16 protein-coding genes are annotated in these 22,464 nt (G+C 39.1%); 13 read left to right on the forward strand and 3 right to left on the reverse strand.

Features of this window, described 5'->3' with window-relative positions; all coding sequences use genetic code 11:
• The first annotated feature begins 17 nt into the window (after positions 1-17).
• From RIB54_RS18780 to RIB54_RS18815, 8 genes are all read left to right on the forward strand, one after another.
• Entirely contained in the window at positions 18-1,703 is a 1,686-nt protein-coding gene (locus RIB54_RS18780; RefSeq protein WP_350102325.1) for a SusD/RagB family nutrient-binding outer membrane lipoprotein, read from the forward strand.
• 270 nt (positions 1,704-1,973) lie between these two features.
• The gene (locus tag RIB54_RS18785) at positions 1,974-3,215 is read left to right on the forward strand and encodes a sugar MFS transporter (RefSeq protein WP_350102326.1); all 1,242 of its coding nucleotides are present in this window, start codon (positions 1,974-1,976) and stop codon (positions 3,213-3,215) included.
• Positions 3,212-4,192 (forward strand): ROK family protein, encoded by a 981-nt coding sequence (locus RIB54_RS18790; protein ID WP_350102327.1) that lies wholly within the window; start codon positions 3,212-3,214, stop codon positions 4,190-4,192. Before RIB54_RS18785 ends, RIB54_RS18790 begins: the two co-directional genes overlap by 4 nt.
• A gap of 22 nt (positions 4,193-4,214) precedes the next feature.
• Positions 4,215-6,158, forward strand: coding sequence for a glucosamine-6-phosphate deaminase (gene nagB / locus RIB54_RS18795; RefSeq protein WP_350102328.1), 1,944 nt, complete (start codon positions 4,215-4,217; stop codon positions 6,156-6,158).
• A gap of 68 nt (positions 6,159-6,226) precedes the next feature.
• A complete protein-coding gene (locus RIB54_RS18800; RefSeq protein WP_350102330.1) occupies positions 6,227-8,290 on the forward strand; it encodes a beta-N-acetylhexosaminidase in 2,064 nt (687 codons plus the stop codon).
• A 177-nt stretch (positions 8,291-8,467) separates the two neighbouring features.
• Positions 8,468-10,396 carry a molecular chaperone DnaK gene (gene dnaK, locus RIB54_RS18805; RefSeq protein WP_350102331.1) on the forward strand — a complete coding sequence of 643 codons (1,929 nt, stop codon included), beginning with the start codon at positions 8,468-8,470 and terminating at the stop codon, positions 10,394-10,396.
• A 173-nt stretch (positions 10,397-10,569) separates the two neighbouring features.
• Positions 10,570-11,472, forward strand: a complete 903-nt coding sequence (locus RIB54_RS18810; protein ID WP_350102332.1) for a DUF4382 domain-containing protein — start codon at positions 10,570-10,572, stop codon at positions 11,470-11,472.
• A 98-nt stretch (positions 11,473-11,570) separates the two neighbouring features.
• A complete protein-coding gene (locus tag RIB54_RS18815) occupies positions 11,571-12,890 on the forward strand; it encodes an aspartate kinase (RefSeq protein WP_350102334.1) in 1,320 nt (439 codons plus the stop codon).
• 33 nt (positions 12,891-12,923) lie between these two features.
• On the opposite strand, the gene RIB54_RS18820 is transcribed toward RIB54_RS18815, so the two are convergent.
• From RIB54_RS18820 to RIB54_RS18830, 3 genes are all read right to left on the reverse strand, one after another.
• Complete coding sequence (locus tag RIB54_RS18820; RefSeq protein WP_350069138.1) at positions 12,924-14,438, reverse strand: sodium:proton antiporter; 1,515 nt, start codon at positions 14,436-14,438, stop codon at positions 12,924-12,926.
• 138 nt (positions 14,439-14,576) lie between these two features.
• Positions 14,577-15,803 (reverse strand): Glu/Leu/Phe/Val dehydrogenase dimerization domain-containing protein, encoded by a 1,227-nt coding sequence (locus RIB54_RS18825; protein ID WP_350102335.1) that lies wholly within the window; start codon positions 15,801-15,803, stop codon positions 14,577-14,579.
• A 54-nt stretch (positions 15,804-15,857) separates the two neighbouring features.
• The gene (locus RIB54_RS18830) at positions 15,858-16,931 is read right to left on the reverse strand and encodes an anhydro-N-acetylmuramic acid kinase (protein ID WP_350102336.1); all 1,074 of its coding nucleotides are present in this window, start codon (positions 16,929-16,931) and stop codon (positions 15,858-15,860) included.
• A 125-nt stretch (positions 16,932-17,056) separates the two neighbouring features.
• Between RIB54_RS18830 and RIB54_RS18835 the strand changes: the two genes are divergently transcribed.
• The 5 genes from RIB54_RS18835 to RIB54_RS18855 all read left to right on the forward strand — a co-directional run bounded on the left by RIB54_RS18835 (position 17,057) and on the right by RIB54_RS18855 (position 22,375).
• Positions 17,057-17,764, forward strand: a complete 708-nt coding sequence (locus tag RIB54_RS18835) for a type III pantothenate kinase (protein ID WP_350102337.1) — start codon at positions 17,057-17,059, stop codon at positions 17,762-17,764.
• Positions 17,754-19,043: a BamG family beta-barrel-assembly machinery protein gene (gene bamG, locus RIB54_RS18840; protein WP_350102339.1), complete on the forward strand. Its 1,290-nt coding sequence runs from the start codon at positions 17,754-17,756 to the stop codon at positions 19,041-19,043. Before RIB54_RS18835 ends, bamG begins: the two co-directional genes overlap by 11 nt.
• A gap of 10 nt (positions 19,044-19,053) precedes the next feature.
• Complete coding sequence (locus RIB54_RS18845; RefSeq protein WP_350102340.1) at positions 19,054-20,358, forward strand: tetratricopeptide repeat protein; 1,305 nt, start codon at positions 19,054-19,056, stop codon at positions 20,356-20,358.
• 55 nt (positions 20,359-20,413) lie between these two features.
• A complete protein-coding gene (gene lptC, locus RIB54_RS18850) occupies positions 20,414-20,938 on the forward strand; it encodes an LPS export ABC transporter periplasmic protein LptC (RefSeq protein ID WP_350102341.1) in 525 nt (174 codons plus the stop codon).
• A 168-nt stretch (positions 20,939-21,106) separates the two neighbouring features.
• Positions 21,107-22,375 carry a hemolysin family protein gene (locus tag RIB54_RS18855; RefSeq protein ID WP_350102342.1) on the forward strand — a complete coding sequence of 423 codons (1,269 nt, stop codon included), beginning with the start codon at positions 21,107-21,109 and terminating at the stop codon, positions 22,373-22,375.
• Positions 22,376-22,464 lie beyond the last annotated feature (89 nt).

Here is a 22,464-nt window from a genome sequence, read left to right on the forward strand (position 1 = left end):
TATTAAAATCAATTGAAATGAAAGTATTAAAATATATAACTACCCTCATTCTGGTTGCGTTTTTTGTGTCCTGTACCTCTGATTTTGAAGAAATCAATACTGACCCAACTAACATATCTACTGAGGAAGCAAGTGCAAAATACTTCCTTACGGGAGTTCAATTTAAATTGTATGGGCCTGACCGTTATCCTTATTGGAGAGCCCAACTGATTCATGCAGACAGATTTGCTGGTCATTTCACTTTTGGGTTTAACGGATCCTGGTGGGACGATGGCCTTGCCTACACCTATGACCCTGCCTATACTGATGCAGCATGGGACTGGTTAGCTGGGTTCTTTGGTGGTCTCAATAACTTTCGTAACCTAACGGGTGTAGGTGGTGATTTTGAGAATGACAAAATGTATGCTGTAGGGCAGATCATAAGTGGGTTATATTTTCAAATGTATACAGATACTTTTGGTCAAATCCCTTATACACAAGCATTTGACCCTAATGTATTGAGCCCTGCCTTTGATGATCAGGTTACTATTTACAGAGGTATCATTACCGAACTGAATGAGGCTATGGCCACAATAGGAGATGCTACTACAACAGGCACTGGCATTGAAGATTTAGGTGTCAATGATATTTACTGCGGTGGTGATCTGCAAAAGTGGAAGCGATTAGCCAATACCTTAAAGCTGAGAATAGCAATGAGAGCCTATGGCGCACCAGGAGAAAATTTTGCACAGGCGGCAATTACAGAAGCGCTAAATGCCCCACTACTTGAAAGCGATATATTGATGGAAAAGGATAATGTTATCAGCCAATGGGCAAGCGCAGCTTACGGTGATGTATGGCATAATTTTGCACCTTCAGGTTCACGATGGAAAGTGAGTAAACCCCTTTTAGATTACCTTAAAAATTATGATGACCCGAGACTCAGCAAATATGCTAAACCCGCTGTTGGAGGTACCGTTACCTGGACAAGACCAAATGCAGGTGACAACCCAGAAGGAAATGAGAATTTTGACAAACGCGTTGATTTCATTGTTCAGACGCTTACTGATGCCGGAGCAAACCCTGTAGTGGAAGACAATGGAGATGAAGTAACCGTTACCGTAGAAGGTGGACATTATATTGGTCAACCTGTGAGGTTAAATGGTTTCATTTACCCTTTTGTTTCTAATGAATTTTTCTCGGAACCTGCTGATGTAATCGTGAATGCAAAAGGCGGTGATAACATTTCATCTGAGATTGTATTTACATCTGCTGAAGCTTACTTCTTACAAGCAGAGGCCGCTGTAAAAGGCCTCGGATCGGGCAATGCACAATCTCTATTTGAAATGGGTATTTCTCAGGCAATGAAAATGTGGGAGGTAAATGATGGAGAAATAGCAAGCTATTTGGCCAATGCTGATTTAGCTCATCTGACAGGAACACCAGAAGAACAGTTAGAAAAAATTGCTATCCAAAGATGGCTGGCTTCTTACACAGATGGGTTTGAAGCATGGGCTGTAGTTAGAAAATCTGGCTATCCGGCATCTTTGGCTGCTGGAGTTACTGATGCTGACATTTATGCCATGGGTGACATCAATGGTGCCTACCCTATGAGAATGCAGTACGGAAATGCTGTAAAAAGCGAGAACCCAAATAACTATCAGGGTGCCGTTAGTGCTCAGGGTCCTGACAAGCAGGATGTTGCACTTTGGTGGGCGCAATAGACCTGACAAAAAGGTTTTAAGCATAACAAATAACAGAGGCTCCTTTGGGAGCCTTTGTTGTCTTTCAAACCCTACAAACAGTCCTTTTCACATGCTCAATGACACATCTGCAATTCGTAGAGATCAAAATGTCATTCAGCTATAGAACCACCCCAAACGGCTAATAAATTTCCTGCACCCCTTCTTACTATGTTAATTAGGTTATGAAATGTGACTAATGATCAACAGGGTAGAGTTACCCGCTGATCTGTTCGCTGTCTACAAAAAACTATGGAAGTAAAACAAAATACCAGCACTGTACTTGCCACACCTTTACCAGAAACCAAAGGGTACTCAGGCCCCATCGCTTTGATGGTCTCCCTGTTCTTTATTTTTGGCATCATCACTGTTTTTAACGATGTGCTCATCCCCCACCTTAAATCAGTATTTAGCCTAAGTTACATCCAGGCAATGCTAATTCAATTTGCCTTCTTTAGTGCCTATTTTTTAATGTCCTTGCCAGCTTCAAAGGTTATTAACAGGTTTGGGTATAAAAATTCCATAGTCATCGGCTTGCTTGTGGTAATGGGCGGCTGCTTACTTTTTTATCCGGCTGCGTCATTGGTCCTTTACCCACTGTTCCTTTTGGCATTATTCATCATGGCCTCTGGTATAACACTATTACAGGTTTCGGTTAATCCCTATATCTCGGCTTTGGGTTCTCCAGAAACTGCATCCAGCAGACTTAACCTTGCCGGAGGATTCAACTCATTGGCAACAGTGATGGGCCCTTTGATTGGAGCTCATTTTATACTCAGTAATGGAGATATTCAGCGGGGTGCAGAAGCAGTGCAGCCACCCTACCTTTTTCTGGCGGTTTTTGTCCTGATAGTGGCCATAATCATTCACTTCTATCAATTACCAAAACTTGCCATTGAGACAGAACCGAAAAAAAAGAAAGGCGCTTGGAAGTTTAGGAATTTAAGACTCGGCATAGTGGCCATTTTTCTTTACGTAGGTGCCGAAGTAACAATTGGCAGTTTCCTGATCAACTATTTTTCTTTGGAGCATATAGCCGGGCTATCAGAACAGCAGGCTGCCAAATATGTTTCTCTTTACTGGGGCGGAGCCATGATTGGCCGTTTTATTGGAGTTTTGTTTTTAGGCAGGGTCAAAGTTTCCAAAGCGCTTACTGCTGTCAGTGTAATTGCATTTCTACTAATACTCACCTCAATTTTCGCTACAGGGGCTATTTCTATGTGGGCCGTAATAGCAGTAGGTCTATTTAACTCTATTATGTGGCCTTGCATTTTCCCATTAGCCATTAAAGACCTTGGTGAATATACCAGTCAGGGGTCAGGACTGCTCATTATGGGCGTTGTCGGTGGTGCCATTATACCACTGATTCAGGGTGTTCTTGCAGACTACTGGTCAGTTCAAGCTTCTTTTAGTATTGCGCTGGTTTGCTATGGCTACCTAATTTTCTACGGATTAAATGGCTTCAAACCTAAAAATAATCAAGTGACAGTATGAAAGTAGCAATTGGAATAGATATCGGGGGCACTAACATTAAAGTAGGCTTAATAAACAGGGCCGGTCAACTGCTACAGGAAAATAATATTTTAGTAAAAGAATGCCCGAGTCAAAACATTCTTTTTAAAGAACTGAAAAACAGTATCCATTCTCTTACCTACCAGCTGGAAAATATTGAATTAGCTGGCATCGGTATTGGAAGTCCGGGAGCAAATGTTACCACAGGTGTCATTGAAAATGCTTCTAATCTACCATGGGATAAATTGCCAATTGTAGAATTTTTGATTAATTTATTTAATGTACCAACCTATTTAACAAACGATGCCAATCTCTTTGCCATAGGCGAAAAGGTTTTTGGTGATGCAAGACACATGAATGACTTTGTGGTAGTCACCCTAGGTACAGGAGTTGGGGCAGGTATTTATTGCAATGGTTCATTATTACAAGGAAGAGATGGGTTGGCAGGAGAATTTGGACATGTGATAATACAAAAAGATGGCAGGCCTTGCCAGTGCGGACGTAAAGGATGCCTTGAGCGCTATACTTCAGCCAGTGGATTAGTGCTGACGGCTCAAGAAATATTGAATAGTGGGGTTGTTAAGTCAAGCACATTGCAAGATCAACCCATAAAAGAACTTACCTCTATGCAAGTAATGGAAGCCGCGGCTTCAGGAGATTTTATGGCACTGGAAATTTTCAGGGTAACAGGAAAAGTCCTGGGTGAAGCTTTGGCAGACCTGACGGCTTACTTCAATCCTGAAGCCATCTTTCTGGCAGGAGGTCTGGCTAAAGCAGGAAGTTTCCTGTTTGAGCCGACAATAAAAAGTTTTAAAGAAAACCTATTAAGTATATACCCTAATGATATTCCCATTTTACAAGGCTCCATACAAGACAACCATGCCGGGGTTTTGGGGGCTGCTGCTTTGGTATGGGATTCAGAGGGGCACTTCAAAAAAATTCATTCATCAGTAATTTGAAAACAATATTATGGAACCAACAATGAAAAACACGACCGATTTCTTTGACAGAAAAAGCTGGGAGTATTCCTCTTTCACACAAAAAGAAAAAATCCATACTGAAATCTTTGAGCACCCTGAAGAAGCCTCCGCTTTAATTGCTAAAGAAATTGCTGAGCTTATTCGTCAAAAAAATGAAAAAGGAGAAACATGCGTATTAGGTTTAGCTACGGGCTCATCTCCAAAGGGAGTTTATAAGGAGCTTATTACCCTATACAAAGAAGGAAGCCTAAGTTTCAAAAACGTGGTGACCTTCAACCTGGATGAATACTATCCGATGGAACCCAATGAGTTGCAGAGTTATGTGAAATTCATGCATGAGTACCTCTTCGACCATATAGATATACCAGTGGAAAACATCAATATTCCTGATGGAACGCTGGCCAAGAATGAGGTGGCTGCCTTTTGCGAAAATTATGAAAAGAAAATTGCTTCTTATGGTGGACTCGATCTGCAGTTGTTAGGTATAGGTAGAACAGGTCATGTCGGTTTTAATGAGCCCGGTTCCCCGCTTCACTCAAAAACCCGATTAATCAATCTTGACAATATTACCCGTATAGATGCTGCTGGGGATTTTTTTGGTGAAGAACATGTGCCAAGAAAAGCCATAACCATGGGTATAGGCACTATTATGAAGGCTAGAAGAATCATCATTATGGCGTGGGGTGAAGGTAAAGCAAGTATTGCCAAGGAGGCCATTGAAGGTGCCATGACAGATCAGGTGCCAGCTACTTTTTTGCAAACACATGCCAATACCACTTTTGTACTTGACACTGCTGCCTCAACAGAGCTGACCAGACAAAAAACGCCATGGCTGTTAGGCCCCATTGAGTGGACGGACGAGACTGAAAAGAGGGCCGTTATCTGGTTGGCACAAAAATTAGAAAAACCTATTCTAAAGTTAACCGACCGTGAGTATGCCGATCATGGCATGAGCGATCTCATTTTGGATGATGGGCCAGCCTACAACATCAATATTAAAATATTTAACCTGCTTCAGCATACCATTACCGGCTGGCCGGGCGGTAAACCCAATGTAGATGACACCTATAGACCAGAACGTGCCACTCCCGCTAAGAAAAGAGTACTTATTTTCAGCCCTCATCCTGATGATGATGTGATCTCCATGGGAGGTACTTTTATCAGGTTGGTTGATCAGGGGCATGACGTTCATGTGGCCTATCAAACTTCTGGAAATATAGCTGTGTTTGATGATGACGTGGTGCAATATGCCGATTTCTTTGGCGAGCTGTTACATAAGGAGTTTAACACCGATGCCAAAATAGGCTCCATTTATAACACCGTTCTCGATCAAATAAAAAACAAAAAACCGGGAGAACAGGATTCTCACGAAGTACAAAAAATAAAAAGACTAATTAGACGTAGTGAAGCAAGAGCAGGCGCCCGTTATGTTGGACTGTCAATGGACAAAGTGTATTTTATGGATATGCCTTTCTATGAAACAGGTCAGGTAAAGAAAAATCCTCTGGGCTCTGAAGATATAAAAATAACTGCAGATCTTATCAGGGAGATTAAACCACATCAAATATATGCAGCTGGTGATTTGTCAGACCCGCATGGCACGCACAGGGTTTGTCTTTCGGCTATTTTTCAGGCCCTTGATGGCCTTAAGAATGAAGATTTTATAAAAGACTGTTGGGTATGGCTTTACCGTGGCGCCTGGCAGGAGTGGTCCATAGAAGATATTGAAATGGCTGTGCCTATAAGTCCCGATGAACTTATGAAGAAACGCAGGGCTATTTTCAAACATCAGTCGCAGAAGGATACAGCTGTATTTCCCGGAAGTGATAAACGGGAATTCTGGCAGCGTGCTGAAGACCGCAACAAGGACACCGCCAATCTTTATGACCTGCTCGGCCTTCCCGAATATGAAGCCATTGAAGGATTCAAGCGATACAAATTTTAAAGTGTGATAATAATTAATTCTACCAAAGCAGGCATCAATAGTGATGCCTGCTCAATGACCTCCAATTCATGAATATTAAATCAACTATAGTTAAAGTCATTCTCTGCAGTATACTACTTATCAGCAGTTCATTAAATGCCCAGCAAACACAATATGACCTAATGCCAATGCCTGCAAATATCAAAGCAGGGAATGGAAAATTGCTGATAGACAAAAACTTCAGCATCTCACTTGAAGGGAATTATGATGAGCGTTTAAACAAGGAGGCCACTAGGTTTTTAAGAAGGTTAGATCAAAAAACAGGTAAATTTTTTATCCAGCATAAGGTAAAGGGGAAAACCGAAAATGCCGAATTGGTCATTTCTGTGAGTCAACCAGGTAAAGTAAAGCTACATGAAGATGAGAGCTATGCAATTACTGTTTCTGCAACTAAAATTGACCTTAAAGCACAGACAGACCTTGGGGCTATTAGAGGTCTTGAAACTCTTCTGCAGTCAATTGAGGTAGAAGAAGGTAATTATTACTTCAAATCTTTAATTATCAATGACAACCCCAGATTTGCCTGGCGTGGTTTAATGATGGACGTTTCGCGTCATTATATGCCTATGGATGTAATCTATAGAAACATTGATGCTATGGCGGCTGTAAAACTCAATGTTCTGCACCTGCATCTTTCTGATGATCAAGGTTTCAGGTTTCAGTCAAAAACCTTTCCCAAATTAACAGAGCTGGCCTCAGATGGTCTTTATTATACCCATCAGGAGCTCAGGGAGATAATCGATTATGCAGATCAACGTGGGATTCGGGTAATGCCCGAAATTGATGTTCCTGGTCATGCTACTGCTATACTCGTGGCCTCTCCTGAGTTAGGCAGTAAAGACACTACTTATATGCTTGAGCGATATGCCGGCATTTTCGACCCAACTTTAGACCCTACAAAAGATGAGGTGTATGTCTTTCTAAAAGCCCTCTTTGAAGAAATGAGCACAATTTTCACCGATGAGTTTTTCCATATTGGTGGCGATGAAAATATGGGTAAGCACTGGACTGAAAGTAAAAGTATACAGGCATTTAAGAAGAAGCATAACCTTGCAGACAACCACGATCTTCACACCTATTTTAACATCCGGCTTCAAAAGATACTCTCCCAAATGGGCAGGCGCACTATGGGCTGGGAAGAAATAATGAGTGAAAAAATGCCCGAGTCAGCAGTAATTCACTCATGGCGAGGAGAAAATGAAGGAACTGTAGCCTTAAAATCATTGAATGATGCCGCTAAAGCAGGTTATGAAACCATTCTTTCTAATGGTTATTATCTTGACCTGATGTATTCTACCACTGACCACTACCTGGTTGACCCAATCCCAGAAGGTTCAGGTCTGACAGATGAAGAAAAGAAACGCATTTTGGGTGGTGAGATGTGCATGTGGAGTGAACTAGTAGTTCCAGAAACTATAGACAGTCGCCTTTGGCCAAGAGCAGCAGCTATTGCAGAGCGATTATGGTCCCCAGGAAGTGTAAATGATGTAGATGACATGTATCGCAGATTGCAAATAACAGGTCTTGAGTTGGAGGGGCTTGGCCTAAAACATTATACAGCTCGTGATGTCATTTTAAGGAAATTGACAAAAGGTCATGACATAACACCGCTCAAGACTTTGGTAGAAGTGGTAGAACCAATGAAAGGCTATACAAGAAACCCAGGGGGCACCATGTATGCAACATACTCACCATTCACATTATGGGCAGATGCCGCTACGGCTGATGCAAAGGTTGCCCGTGAATTCAATCATAATGTTGATCTCTACCTTGCCGGAAAATTGGATGAGAATGTATTAAAGGAACAACTTGAATTATGGAAAACGAACCATGTCAAAGTTTTGTCACTAATTGAGCGGTCTCCTGTTCTTCTTGAAATAAAGGGACTTTCTGAAAACCTATCTATAATATCCACTATAGGGCTAGAAGCTATAGCGTTTATTGAAAAAGACATTGCTCCTACAGCCAAGTGGTATGAAACCAGTAAAAAAAGTCTCGAAGCTGCACGGGAAAATGGTGGCCGCACGGAATTACAGGTCGTCAGTGGAATAAAAATGCTCGTGAACCAAATAGAGGTGAGCCTGAAGCAATAGTCCAGATTTTCTGACGAAAAATTTAGTTTCTATGCATACATAGCACCATGTTAGTCTAACTGCCTTAATGTTTTCTGCCATAATGTCACCAAAAGTGGATTGGCATAACCATTGATAAATGAGAAGTACTGAAAAAGTATAAAATAGAATAACAATTATAAATAGGTACTAACTATCATGGGAAAAATTATTGGAATAGACTTAGGAACAACCAACTCATGTGTTGCCGTAATGGAAGGTAACGAGCCAGTGGTGATCCCTAACAGCGAAGGAAGAAGGACTACTCCTTCTATCGTTGCATTTCTGGAAGATGGAAAAGGAGAGAGAAAAGTAGGAGATCCGGCAAAAAGACAAGCCATTACCAACCCAACTAATACAATAAGCTCTGTAAAAAGGTTTATGGGTAAAAAATACACTGAAGTTGGTGAGGAGTTAAAAACAGTATCATATTCTTTAGAAAAAGGAAACAATGACACTGTAAGAGTTAAAATTGGTGACAGAAACTACACCCCTCAGGAAATTTCAGCGATGATACTTCAAAAAATGAAGTCAACTGCTGAAGATTATCTTGGCACAGAGGTGAAAGAAGCTGTTATCACGGTACCTGCTTACTTTAATGATGCTGAGCGTCATGCGACTAAAGAGGCGGGTCAAATTGCAGGACTTGATGTTAAAAGAATTATCAATGAGCCAACAGCTGCGGCTTTAGCTTATGGTCTTGACAAGAAAAATGCAGATATGAAAATAGCAGTGTATGACCTTGGTGGTGGTACATTCGATATATCTGTGCTAGAACTTGGTGATGGTGTTTTCGAAGTAAGATCTACTAATGGTGATGTTCACTTAGGTGGTGATGACTTTGACCAAGTAATTATCAACTGGTTAGCAGAAGAATTCTTGAAGGATGAGAACATTGATCTTAGAAAAGATCCTATGGCTCTTCAAAGGCTTAAAGAAGCTGCTGAAAAGGCTAAAATTGAATTATCAAGCTCAACTGAGACTGAGATCAATTTACCATATATCATGCCGGTAGACGGTGTTCCTAAACACTTAGTAAGAAAACTTACCAGATCTAAATTTGAGCAGTTATCTGACAGCTTGATTAAAAGATCATTGGAACCTGTGAAAAAGGCAATGAAAGATGCTGGCTTAAGTCCATCTGATATTGACGAAGTAATCTTGGTTGGTGGTTCTACCAGAATTCCGATCATTCAGGAAGAAGTAGAAAAGTTCTTTGGTAGAAAGCCTTCTAAAGGAGTAAACCCTGATGAGGTTGTGGCTATCGGTGCTGCAATACAAGGTGGTGTATTAACCGGAGAAGTTAAAGATGTATTGTTATTAGATGTTACTCCACTTTCTTTAGGTATTGAGACAATGGGAGGTGTAATGACAAAATTAATTGAATCTAACACTACCATTCCATCTAAAAAATCAGAGACATTCTCTACAGCGGCTGACAATCAGCCATCAGTAGAAATTCATGTTCTACAAGGTGAGCGTCCAATGGCAAATGACAACAGAACCATTGGTAGATTCCACCTTGACGGAATACCACCATCTCCAAGAGGAGTGCCTCAAATTGAAGTAACCTTCGATATTGATGCCAATGGTATAATGAACGTTTCTGCTAAAGATAAAGGAACCGGTAAAGAGCAAAAGATCAGAATTGAGGCTTCCTCTGGTTTGACAGACGAAGAAATCGAGAAAATGAAGCAGGAAGCGCAAGCTAATGCTGAATCTGATAAAGCAGCTAAGGAAAAAGTTGAAAAACTTAATGCCGCTGACTCTTTGATCTTCCAAACCGAGAAGCAGTTGAAAGAATATGGTGACAAGTTATCTGATGATAATAAGTCTAAAATCAACGGTGCTTTAGAAGAACTTAAGAAGGTGCATCAAGCACAGGAAGTAGATAAAATTGACGCAGCTTTAGAAGCATTGAATAAAGCATGGGAAGGTGCTGCTCAGGAAATGTATGCCGCTACAGGTGGACAGCCAGGTGCTGATGCGGGTGCAGCAGCGGGTGCTGGAGATGCCTCTCAAGGTACTGCTGACAGCGATGTTTCTGATGTAGAATTTGAAGAGGTTGACGATTCTTCCAAGAAATAATTAACCTTAAATAGAAAATAAAAGGGGCTCGATGAGCCCCTTTTTTATTTATCTTCGAACCCTTCGGCAACTCATCGTTATATAATGTAACTCACAGAGAATAGGCATTTTAGTAAGCTTACCACAGACAAAATCATCGTATATATTGCTGTACTAAACATTTATTAAAGCATATGAAATTACTTGGAAAATTATTTACAGTCTTAATAGTGGCTTCGGTTTTTGTGGCATGCAGTGAGGATAATGAGTCAGCAAAAGGCCGAGTGAGTATATCCATTACAGATGCTCCTATAGATGATGCAAATGTTTCGGCTGTATTTATAGCTATTAACAGTGTAGAGTTAAAAGGCCCTGACGGATGGACAACACTGGATAGCTTTGAGGAGCCAGTTTCAATAGACCTTTTGAGCTATCAGAATGGTGAAGTTTATTTCTTAACTGATGAAGTCATTGATGCAGGTTCGTACTCTGAAGTGAGATTAATGCTGGATATTCAAGAAAGAGTAAATGGAATTCAGCAGAATGAGGGATGCTATATTGAGTACAAAGATGGTTCAACACAACCTCTATTTGTACCAAGCGGTGGTCAATCTGGCTATAAAGCTAAAGGAGATTTTGACATCGCTGCTGGTGGTGTAGTTGCACTAATACTGGATTTTGATGTTAGAAAAGCAGTAGTTGAAGCAGGATCAAGCGGAAAATTCATTCTTAAACCAACCATTAGGTTAATTGCCAATCAAGATGCCAGTATGATTACAGGCAGCTTCGATCAGGAAGACGGTGGTTTTTCAAAAATAATTGTGTTTGCCTATGCCGATGACACATTTACAGGAAGTGAAACTGATGAGCCTGATGATGATGATGAAGTTAGATTTTCAAATGCCATAACCAGCAGTGCATTAACCGAAGAAGGCGGGTTTACTTTGGCATTTATGGAATCAGGTACTTATGATCTCTATTTCGCATCTTATGATGAAAATGGTGAATTCATTGAGCTTATCGGATCTTCTAATGATGTAGAAGTTGAAGCCGGAGTTAACTTAAGTCTTGAAATAAGTTTAAGCCTGCTGAACTAAATAATAGACCTCTTAAATAATAAAAAAAGCTCCATAATGGAGCTTTTTTTATTATTTAATTTTCTTGACCTATTTTCGCAGCCTATTTTAATACAGTTATGATCATTTACAAATTTGGAGGAACTTCTGTAGGCAATGCCCAAAGAATGAAGAAGGTAGCATCACTCATAACAAATGATGATATTTCTAAGGTTGTTGTACTGTCTGCCGTATCTGGCACAACCAATACATTGGTTGAGATTGGCGAACTTCTTCAAAAGCGAAAACCTGAAACTGCTATTAAGCTGATAGAGAGTTTACGTAACGATTATAATCAACTAATATCAGAACTCTACGACACCCCAGAGGCACATAAAAAAGGCACTGAAATACTTGATAAGTATTTTGGTCAAATGCTTTCTTTGGCAAACATCCCTGATTTTAACCTTGGTAATAACAAGACCATGCTTGCCTTTGGCGAGATACTATCCACTAATCTGTTTCAGATTTACATGGAAAGCAATAACCATGACAGCCAACTTATTTCTGCTTTAGACTTTATGACTATTGATGCAGAAGGTGAGCCTGAAATTGAAGAAATTGGTAAAAAGTTAAAACCACAATTAAACAAAAGATTAACCATCACTCAGGGTTTTATCTGCCGAAACCCACAAGGACAGACTGATAACTTAAAAAGAGGTGGAAGCGACTATAGTGCTTCTATTATAGGTGCTGCCATACAAGCTGAGGAAATTCAGATCTGGACAGATATTGATGGCATGCATAATAACGACCCAAGGATAGTGAAAAAGACTGCTCCTATCGCAGCTTTGACCTTTGATGAAGCTGCAGAGCTTGCATACTTTGGTGCTAAAATTTTACACCCTGCTTCAATTCTACCTGCTCAGAAATATAAAATTCCTGTAAGGTTAAAAAGTACTATAAATCCGGATGCTGAAGGTACGCTTATAGGCTCTAAAACTTCCAGTAGAGATGTAAAAGCCATTGCTGCCAAGGATGGTATTACAGCAGTAAAAATTAAATCATCGAGAATGCTATTGGCCTATGGGTTTCTTAAAAATATATTTGAGGTATTTGGCCAGTTCAAAACATCTATTGATATGGTGACTACCTCTGAGGTTGCTGTTTCATTGACTATTGATGATGACACTCACCTTGAATCTATTAAAACTGAGCTGAATAAATTTGGCAATGTTGAAGTAGATATCAATCAAACGATAATCTGCATAGTAGGAGATTTAATATCAGAGAAAAGCGGAATACTAAAGCGTATTTTCGATGCTGTATCAGACATTCCCGTAAGGATGGTAAGCTACGGAGGAAGTAGAAATAACATTTCTTTGCTTATAGACTCCAAACTTAAGGCAGATGTTTTAAATGCCTTAAATGATGGGTTGTTTGAAAATGTGAAAGACTGAGGGCATATTAAGAATAGTAGTGCCCTTTATCTATTAGGTAAAAGCAAAGAATATAAGCCACGTGATGAATAGAAGTGGCAATAAGAATGGGATTGAAAACCTGATAATATAACCAAAGAACGATGGCATTTTTAAACCAATCTGCTCAGCAATAGATTTTACCATAAAGTTCGGCCCATTTCCAATATAGGTAAATGCTCCAAAGAACACAGCTCCTATTGATATAGCCTTCAGGTCAAGAATAGAATCATGGAAAACACCACCATTCGCGAATGCCATAACATCAGTAAGTTTCGAAATAGATCCTCCTTGTGAAGCTAAAGCCGCAGTTAAGAAATTAATATAAGTAGGGGCATTATCTAAGAACCCTGAAAGGATACCTGTACCCCAATACAAGGTATTATGACTTATCATTTTTGCTCCTTCTGGTGAAGCAGCAAAACCTCCAACAAGCTCAAGTGCAGGCATCATAGTGCCAAAAATGCCTATGAAGATAAAAGCCACCTCTCGAATAGGCTCAAAGCTAAACTCGTTGCCTTTTATGGCATCTTTATTAGCAAACCTGAAAGAAAGAAAAGCAACAAAAAACATAATCAGTTCCCTTAAAAAAGAGAATTTTTGTCCTTCAAAATGTATAGCTGGTACCCATGGTAGCACATTGGGGTCTAGAAAAACTGAGCCAATAACCAGACCAAGCCAAATAAAATTTCTTGTACCTATCAGCTTAATTTTATTGGAAAATGTTACTTCGTCATCGCCTAAAGAGTAATTAGATTTATTTTTGATATCAAACATGTAGAACACTACCAACAAAATTAGGACGGCTACAAACCATGGAATAATGTTGTGTTCCAAAGTCCAGAAAAATGGTACCCCTTTTAAAAAGCCCAAGAACAAGGGTGGGTCACCTATAGGCGTTAATGAACCCCCGACATTGCTGACAATAAAAATAAAGAATATAACGTGGTAGGCTTTTATCCTGGTTTTATTCAACCTCATAAAAGGTCTTATTAAAAGCATTGATGCTCCCGTTGTTCCAATCAAATTAGCCACTACAGCTCCCAATGCTAACAACATGACATTCGCCATTGGAGTTGCCTTCTTATCGATATCTATCATGATGCCCCCAGATGCTATATAAAGAGCCGCCAGCAAAGCGATAAATTGCACATACTCAGCCAAGGCATGTACAGGGCTGTGCGTATTATGAAGTACAAATAAATAGTAGGCCACAACCAGAAGTGCAAAGGCTACAGCTACCTTTGGATAATTCTTATGCCAAAAGTGTTCGTAGAATAATGGGCCCGTGGCAATCATTATCAATAAAATAACAAAAGGAAGCACTGTCCATGCTGGTGGCATATGAGCTTCTTCGTGCCCTCCTTCTTCAGCTGTGCCATGTTCCTGATTGTGTGAATCATCAGTGGTATGATCATCAAGAGACTGTTCAACAGCTGTGCTTACTTTTGCTTCCTCTTTAGCCGTTAAGACATGGACGGAAATGAAAGAAAAAAATATTACTAAAAAGCCTACTAGTGTTTTATTCACAAAAGGAAATTTTCATTAAAATTTATCGAAATACTAACTCTTTTACAAAAGTTGTGTGATTCAGGCAAAGCCCAAAGATATTGAATTAGTAGTAATCAAATATTACCATTAAAATTAAATACTGTTAAGTTTTGTAATTTATACAAGCTGGTTTAAGGCTATTTCAAAAGATGTTTTAGCTATATCTGTTCTTGACTGATTTTTCTTATACGTCTTTTCAAGGGCCTTTCTTATAATATTCGATGTATCCTCAAAAATTGATTCGTCAGTTAACTCCACTTCACTTTCCATTAAATAAGCAAAAACCCGAGCCATCCCACAATTTGCAATAAAATCTGGAATTACCGAAAAGTTACTGTCAGCATATAAGCCTGTAGGGCCAAAAAATATCTCAGGATCCGCGAATGGTACATTAGCTCCGCAAGAAAAGACCTCCAATTCTGATGAAATCATTCGTTCAACCTGATCTTTTGTAATCAATCGAGATGCTGCCGCTGGTATAAAAATTTCAAAATTCAAATCCCATATTTTTTCATTGATCTCATCAAAAGGGATCATATCAGGTGTGCTTAACTTATTGCCATCCCTGGTTAAGAACAATTCCCTGATTTCTTCATGGGAATATCCCTCCTCTTTCATCACCCCGCCATCCCTGTCAATGATACCAACAATTTTTACACCTATTTGCGAAAGGTAAAACGCTGCCGCTGCTGCCACATTGCCCCAGCCTTGTATGACAGCTCTTTTGGTATTTACATTACCTCCCCAAATGTCATAGTAGTGTCTTATAGCCTCTGACACACCAAACCCTGTGATCATGTCAGCCACTGTATATTTTTTCTTCAATGAAGGTGAATACTTTTCGCTTTCCAATACTTTGATAACACCTTGTCTCAGCTGGCCAATTCTGTTAATCAATTCTGGCTCTCGAGGCTGAAAGTGTCCGTTAAAAACACCCTCCTGTGGGTGCCAAACGCCAACATCCTCTGTCATTGGTATTACCTCATGTATTTCATCAACATTGAGATCACCACCCGTTCCGTAGTAATATTTTAATAAAGGTTTTACAGCAGCATACCACCTTTCCAACACGCCCTTCTTTCTTGGGTCATTAGGATCAAAGTTAATTCCAGACTTAGCTCCTCCTATGGCAGGGCCCGACACTGTAAACTTAATCTCCATGGTTTTGGCCAGTGATTCTACCTCACGCTTATCAAGTCCCTGACGCATTCTGGTACCACCACCTGCGGCACCTCCTCTTAAGGAATTAATGACAACCCAGCCTTCTGCCTCGGTTTCAGGGTCACTCCATTCGAAAACGATTTCAGGTTTCTTGTTTTCAAATTTATCTAGCAGCTCTTTCATAATACTTTAAAATTGAATAGGATGATAGGCCGCAAAACTAAGGAATTTTAAATATCAAAAACCAACCATGGTACCAGCAGAGGAATCCCTTGCGGCTCCGGTCACTGATGAAAGGCAATTAACTTCATTTCTCACTTTCAAAACTCCTAAAAAGGCAAAAATCAAGGCTTCCTTATAATCTAATATTTTATCATCAGGAACGTTCAAGATTTTCCCGGAATCAAGATGACCGTTAATCCTCTCAATCAAGTACGAGTTTTTAGCACCACCTCCCGTAACCAGAACTTTTTCCTCTTGATGAGGAATTGAATTAATAACATTAGCAATCTGAATGCTTATGTGTTCAACGGATGTGCACAGCAAATCTTGAGGCGGATAATTATCTACATTTATTTTTTTGAGGAAATTGTGGTGCACCCACTCATAACCTAGAGACTTTGGGTATGTGCCATGGTAGTAAGGAAGTGAATTCCAATTTGATAGCAATTCGTTTATAACCTCCCCTGATTTAGCCAGCACTCCTTTATCATCAAATGACTTACCTACAGTATTCATCAAATAGTTGAGTGGCATATTACATGGAGATATATCAAATGCTATTCTCTTATTATTAATATCAAAAGAAATGTTAGCAATCCCTCCCAGATTCAGACAAGCATCATAATCTTGAAACAGTAGTTTATCTCCAATGGGCACCAAAGGGGCACCCTGACCCCCAAGCGCCACATCCATACTTCTAAAATCATAAATTACCGGTAATCCGGTTTCTGCACTCAAGATATGTCCATTCCCGATCTGGAGTGTAAGTTTATGCTCAGGCTGATGAAATATGGTATGCCCATGAGAAGCAATAAAGTCTACACTTGCATTTCCTTTAAAGTCATTTACAACCTTACCATACCACTGCCCTATTTCAATATCTAGATTTGCCAACTTCTCCCCACTAAGTAAAGTACTTTCCTTTAGCAAACCCTGAAGTTGCTCTGCGTAAGGAACGGTAATTGCCCTTTCTATTTCAAACGACCAGCTATCCGTTTCTTTCCAGAAATGACAGTACGCAATATCCAGTCCATCCAGCGATGTGCCAGACATAAGTCCAATTACACTATATCTGTCATTTTTTTTCATAATTTTGATTTTCCAATCAGAACTTAAAAGTCCAAAAATTATCGATCAGATAAGTTTTGTGTCTTTCTTAAACTTAATCGATTATTATAAAGTCTTTGGCTTCTTCAATGTTTCAATAAGCAGGCATGAATTTAATTATAGATTTTGGCAATACACATGGCAAGGTTGGTTTATTTGAAAAAGATGAATTACTCAAGGTATTGAATCCAGTAGAATTAAACCAATTGCCTTCTATTGAAAAGGAATACAACCCAAAAAATTGTATTGTCAGCTCTTCGTCAGTTGCTCCACTTGCTATAACCGAACACATAAAGACAAAAACGTTAACGCTCAGTCACAAAACTCCATTGCCTTTTAAAATAGGATATAAAACTCCAGGTACATTAGGACTTGATAGAATAGCAGGTGTTGCAGGCGCATACTTTAAAAATAATGGTGCTAACAGTTTAGTCATTGATCTTGGCACTTGTATTACTTATGATGTCCTTATTGATAATGTTTATCTGGGAGGCGGTATATCACCAGGAATGCACATGCGATTGAAGGCATTGAATACTTTTACTGCCAATTTGCCGTTAGTTGAGCCTATTGAAGAGGCCCCTTTAGTTGGTGATACTACTGCAAATTCAATTTTAAGTGGAATAATCAACGGAATAACGGCTGAAATAGAGCAAATAATTCGGATGTATAGTGACAAATACGGAAGTTTGCAGATTATTATTTGTGGGGGTGACAGCATTTTTTTTGAAAAAAGGCTCAAAGCTAGCATATTTGCAGCCCCTGAATTGGTTTTGAGAGGTTTAAACGGGATTTTACAGTATAATGTATCATAGAAAAACAAGCCGGTTTCTTTCGGTATTGACAGTGTTGTTGGGTTTTGCGATGGTTGCAAATGGTCAGGCTACAAAATCACCTTTCACATCTTTGGGTATAGGAGATGTTATTGACAACAGTCTGGCACATAATCAGGGTACTGCAGGGTTGGGCATTAGCAACGGAAGCTACTGGCATTTAAATAACATGAACCCTGCCCTACTTCCTTATAATTCATTAACGGTGTTTTCCGCAGGTTTTGTTGGCATTAACAGCAACCTTAAAAGCAATGGTGCCAATGAGCAGCACAATGGGGGTAATATTAATTATTTGGCAACAGCATTTCCTGTTAAACCTGGTAAATGGACTACTTCTATAGGTTTATTGCCATACTCAAATGTAGATTATAATTTCAGCTATACTTCAACAGTAACTGGCAGCACCGATTTAGTAGATATCAGTGAAGAAGGTACAGGAGGTTACAATCAGTTTTTCTGGTCTAATGGCTATGCCATTAATAAAAGATTTTTTGTAGGTGTAAAAGCCACATACTTGTTCAGTTCAGTAGAAAAGAAATTTTCAAATACCATTCAGGATGTAGGCAATGTTTATACTCCAATAGTAAATAGCAGAATCAACCTGTCAGATTTTGTTTTTGGTGCAGGGCTTGCGTTCAACCAAGATTCCATTTTTAACTCAAGAGTTCAATTCAAAGCTGGTTTAACTTATGATTTCGAATCAAATGTAAAAGCCCAAAAATTCGAAAGTTTTGACAGAAGCGTTAACGGCCAACCACCCATTTCATCTGATACATTGGTAAATAACCAAAGCGGAGCAATTGTGCTCCCAAGTGCCATAGGTGCGGGCATCTCATTTAACAGAGGCCTTAAATGGATGGTAGGTTTGGATGTAAAAATGCAGCAATGGTCTGCTTACCAAAATTTCGAAGGGGAAAATAATGATTTAGATGACAGCTATAAGGTAACTCTCGGTGGAGAATTCACGCCAGACCCATCTTCAGTCACAAGCTACCTTAGCCGTGTAACTTATAAATTAGGGGCTTCATATGAAAATACGCCCTATGTTGTAAATAATAACAACACTTTAAATCAAGTTAAGGATATTGGCATTAATTTTGGGTGGTCTTTGCCAGTAGGTAGATATTCAAGTTTTGACATGGCCTTTAGGTTTGGAAAAAGAGGAAGTGTTGACAAAACTTTAATTGAAGAAAACTATTACAAGGTTTACCTGGGAATTACATTCAATGACCAGTGGTTTATTAAAAGGAAGTATGATTAATTTTAAGATTATGAAAAGATCTAGTTTGAAACACATTTTATTGTTCTTAGTATTTGCGGCACAAGCAAGCATAGTTAATGCTCAGTGTGACGATTGGAAATGGCCTGAAGGTGAAATGAAGGCAACAGCAGAAGAAAAAAATGTGTTATATACAGATGCATTGAGAAACAGCAATTTTGAGGCGGCTAAAAAGCCCCACCAGTGGATTCTTCAAAACGCACCTGACCTTAACACTGCCATCTACATCAATGGTGAGAAAATATACAAAGGCTTAATGGAGAGCACTAAAGATGAAGCTCAACAGCAAGTTTACTTTGACTCATTGATTATGATGTACGACATGCGTGTTAAATATTGTGGTGAAGAAGAGGCTGTTATTGTTAGGGAAGCCTATGAAACCTATAAGCAGAATGCGAAAAAGGTAAGTGAACTTCCTAATATGCTCGATCTTTTTGATAGAGCTTATGAATTGAAAGGTACTGATATGGACTACTATGTTATACTTCCTTATATGAGTACTGTAGTGAATAACGCTAAGTATGTTAAGAAATTAACTGAGATAGAGATTTTAGATAGATACGATAAAATCATGAGTATTATTGACTATAATTTGGCTCAAGGAAAAGATCCAGACAGATGGAATGGGTATAAAACTACGGTTGACGGGATGTTAGTTTCAGTGGTTAATGTTGACTGCGATTTCGTAAGAAAGAACTTAGGCCCTAAATTCAAAGAGAATCCTGATGACTTAAAATTAGCTAAGAAAATTTTCGGTTTCATGTTGAACGGAAAATGTACTGACGATCCATTGTGGTTAGAAGCTGGTAAAAAGATTCAAGAAGTGCAGCCAGAATTTGGTTTGGCCAAAAATATTGGATTGAAATTCAAAGGTGAAAATAACGCTGAAGCTGAAAAGTATTTCACTCAGGCCATTTCTTTAACCGAAGATCCAGGTAACAAAGCAGACATGTACATCCAGTTAGGAACGTTAAAATCAGGTGCTGCTGCAAGGGAAATGTACAGAAAAGCATTAGCAGCTGATCCTACAAAAAGAGAAGCTTATGGAGCAATCGGTTACTTATATTATGGTAGTTTCGAAAGCTGTGCTGGTAAACAAGATATCGTAAAAGACAGAGCGGTATTCCTTGCAGCTTATGACATGTTTGAAAGAGCTGGTAATTCTAAAATGATGCAAGCGGCTAGTGAGCAATTTCCATCAAAAGAAGAGATATTCACTTACAACTACAATGCCGGTGCTTCTATCTCTGTTGGATGTTGGATTGGTGAGACTACTACTATCAGAACTAGAGACTAATAATATAAACCTAAAAGAAAGGCCATAGAAGTTATTTCTATGGCCTTTTTAGTTGATGAAAGCACTTAAAATCATATCACTCCTCCTCATTATTTCTGCCTGTGGAAACACAGACAAAGAAATTGATGATTTAAAGCCATATGAGGGTCCAATGAATATGATTGAGGGCATGGATCTGTATCGTAGTGAATCTGCAACACTAAAAGTAAGGTTAGTGACTCCAAAACTTGTAGAATATGTCAATGGTAACAGGGAATTCCCAGATGGGCTTTATATGGAATTCTTTGATGAATCGGGCAAAATGACAACAACCCTCAAGGCCAATGAAGCTATTTATTTCAAAGAAGAAGATCATTGGCGCGGGAGAGGTAATGTTGTAATAAAAAATATTGAAAACCAGCAAGAGCTTACTACTGAAGAGCTTTTCTGGAAACCCTCTGAAGAAAGAATGTTTACTGAAAAGTTTGTGACTATAAAGTTACCTGACCAGGTGCTTTATGGTAAAGGCTTAGAAGCCAAACAAGATTTTTCTGAGTATACTATTTTACAGCCCGAAGGAGAATTTTATATTGATGAATAAATTATCCACCACTCTCATATTCTCGGCCACTGTAGCACTTTTTATAATTGCTGTCCACCAAACCATCACTTTAGGTTTTTCTTATTCCTACTGGATTTTTATGTTAACTATAAGTCTTTTATTTTTATATCAACTCATGAAGGGTAAAGATAGATCTTCCAACAAATAATGGACTTAAACTTACTTCTGCCAATATTGGCCACCTTAATGCTTTCTGCATTTTTTTCAGGTATGGAAATAGCCTTTGTGTCTGCGGACAGGCTTCATATTGAGCTGCAAAACAAGAAAGGCATCTGGACAGGTAAAATCATTTCTAAGTTCATTCAAAACACCTCTAGGTTTATTAGCACAACACTTGTTGGAAATACATTGGCATTGGTAATCTATGGCATTTATATGGCCAGGTTACTGGATCCAATAATCCGCGAATCGTTACCTACCGTTTTGTTGAACGAGCCAACGGTTATGATTTTACAGACCATACTGTCAACAATACTAGTCTTGTTTACGGCTGAGTTCTTGCCCAAAAGTATTTTCATGATTAATCCAAACACTATGTTAAGGGTGTTTGCATTACCTATGGATATTATTTACAGATTCATGTACCCTGTTGTGGTGATCATAGTTTCATCCTCAAAATTCATCATTACCAAAATATTCAACCATCCTTACGAGGATGATACTCCTGTATTCAGATTGACAGATTTGAATAACTATATCAAGAACACACTTCTCGCAGATGAGCAATCGAATGTAGAGGTTGATACTAAAATTTTTAACAATGCCCTTGAGTTCAAGACTATTAGGGTGCGCGAATGTATGCTACCACGCACAGAGATTGTAGCGGTAGAGGTTGAAGATACTATTGAAGAACTTAAGCAGGCTTTCATAGAAAGCGGGCACTCAAAAATACTGGTTTATAGAGATTCGATTGATGACGTAATTGGCTACTGCCACTCTCTAGAGCTTTTTAAGAAGCCCAAGAAAATTGAAGACATACTAACACAAATTGTTATAGTTCCTGAAACCATGTTGGCAAATGAGCTTATGATCCAATTTATTACCGAGCGTAAAAGTCTTGCTTTGGTAGTTGATGAATTTGGGGGTACATCAGGCATAGTTAGTATAGAAGATATAATTGAGGAGATATTTGGTGAAATACAGGATGAGCATGATGATGAAGACTGGGTAGAGCAGGAAATAGACAAAAACACTTATATCTTTAGCGCGCGCCATGAAATCGACTATTTAAACGATAAATACAACTGGAATTTGCCCATAGGCGACTATGAGACCCTTGGAGGAATGATTCTTTCCTTGACGGAAGACCTCCCCGATGTAGGTGAAATAATAGAACATCCTCCATACACATTCATAATTCAGTCCACCAATGATATTCGCATTGAGACCATAAAATTGGAAGTGACAGAGCATTAAATATTCAGTTTTTCATCAAATAATTTCTATTAAAAAAAGGGAGTTTGATTTTAGTGATATACTCATTAAATTTGCGCCTCTTTTAGACT

It is taken from the genome of Fulvivirga sp. (genome assembly GCF_040218215.1).
In the GTDB taxonomy this organism is placed as follows: Bacteria; Bacteroidota; Bacteroidia; order Cytophagales; family Cyclobacteriaceae; genus Fulvivirga.

Excerpts from the sequence above, each read along its gene's own strand:
- RIB54_RS18780 (WP_350102325.1), top strand. The coding sequence starts at position 18 with ATGAAAGTATTAAAATATATAACTACCCTCATTCTGGTTGCGTTTTTT.
- RIB54_RS18785 (WP_350102326.1), top strand. The coding sequence starts at position 1,974 with ATGGAAGTAAAACAAAATACCAGCACTGTACTTGCCACACCTTTACCA.
- RIB54_RS18790 (WP_350102327.1), top strand. The coding sequence starts at position 3,212 with ATGAAAGTAGCAATTGGAATAGATATCGGGGGCACTAACATTAAAGTA.
- nagB (WP_350102328.1), top strand. The coding sequence starts at position 4,215 with ATGAAAAACACGACCGATTTCTTTGACAGAAAAAGCTGGGAGTATTCC.
- RIB54_RS18800 (WP_350102330.1), top strand. The coding sequence starts at position 6,227 with ATGAATATTAAATCAACTATAGTTAAAGTCATTCTCTGCAGTATACTA.
- dnaK (WP_350102331.1), top strand. The coding sequence starts at position 8,468 with ATGGGAAAAATTATTGGAATAGACTTAGGAACAACCAACTCATGTGTT.
- RIB54_RS18810 (WP_350102332.1), top strand. The coding sequence starts at position 10,570 with ATGAAATTACTTGGAAAATTATTTACAGTCTTAATAGTGGCTTCGGTT.
- RIB54_RS18815 (WP_350102334.1), top strand. The coding sequence starts at position 11,571 with ATGATCATTTACAAATTTGGAGGAACTTCTGTAGGCAATGCCCAAAGA.
- RIB54_RS18825 (WP_350102335.1), bottom strand. The coding sequence starts at position 15,803 with ATGAAAGAGCTGCTAGATAAATTTGAAAACAAGAAACCTGAAATCGTT.
- RIB54_RS18830 (WP_350102336.1), bottom strand. The coding sequence starts at position 16,931 with ATGAAAAAAAATGACAGATATAGTGTAATTGGACTTATGTCTGGCACA.
- RIB54_RS18835 (WP_350102337.1), top strand. The coding sequence starts at position 17,057 with ATGAATTTAATTATAGATTTTGGCAATACACATGGCAAGGTTGGTTTA.
- bamG (WP_350102339.1), top strand. The coding sequence starts at position 17,754 with ATGTATCATAGAAAAACAAGCCGGTTTCTTTCGGTATTGACAGTGTTG.
- RIB54_RS18845 (WP_350102340.1), top strand. The coding sequence starts at position 19,054 with ATGAAAAGATCTAGTTTGAAACACATTTTATTGTTCTTAGTATTTGCG.
- lptC (WP_350102341.1), top strand. The coding sequence starts at position 20,414 with ATGAAAGCACTTAAAATCATATCACTCCTCCTCATTATTTCTGCCTGT.
- RIB54_RS18855 (WP_350102342.1), top strand. The coding sequence starts at position 21,107 with ATGGACTTAAACTTACTTCTGCCAATATTGGCCACCTTAATGCTTTCT.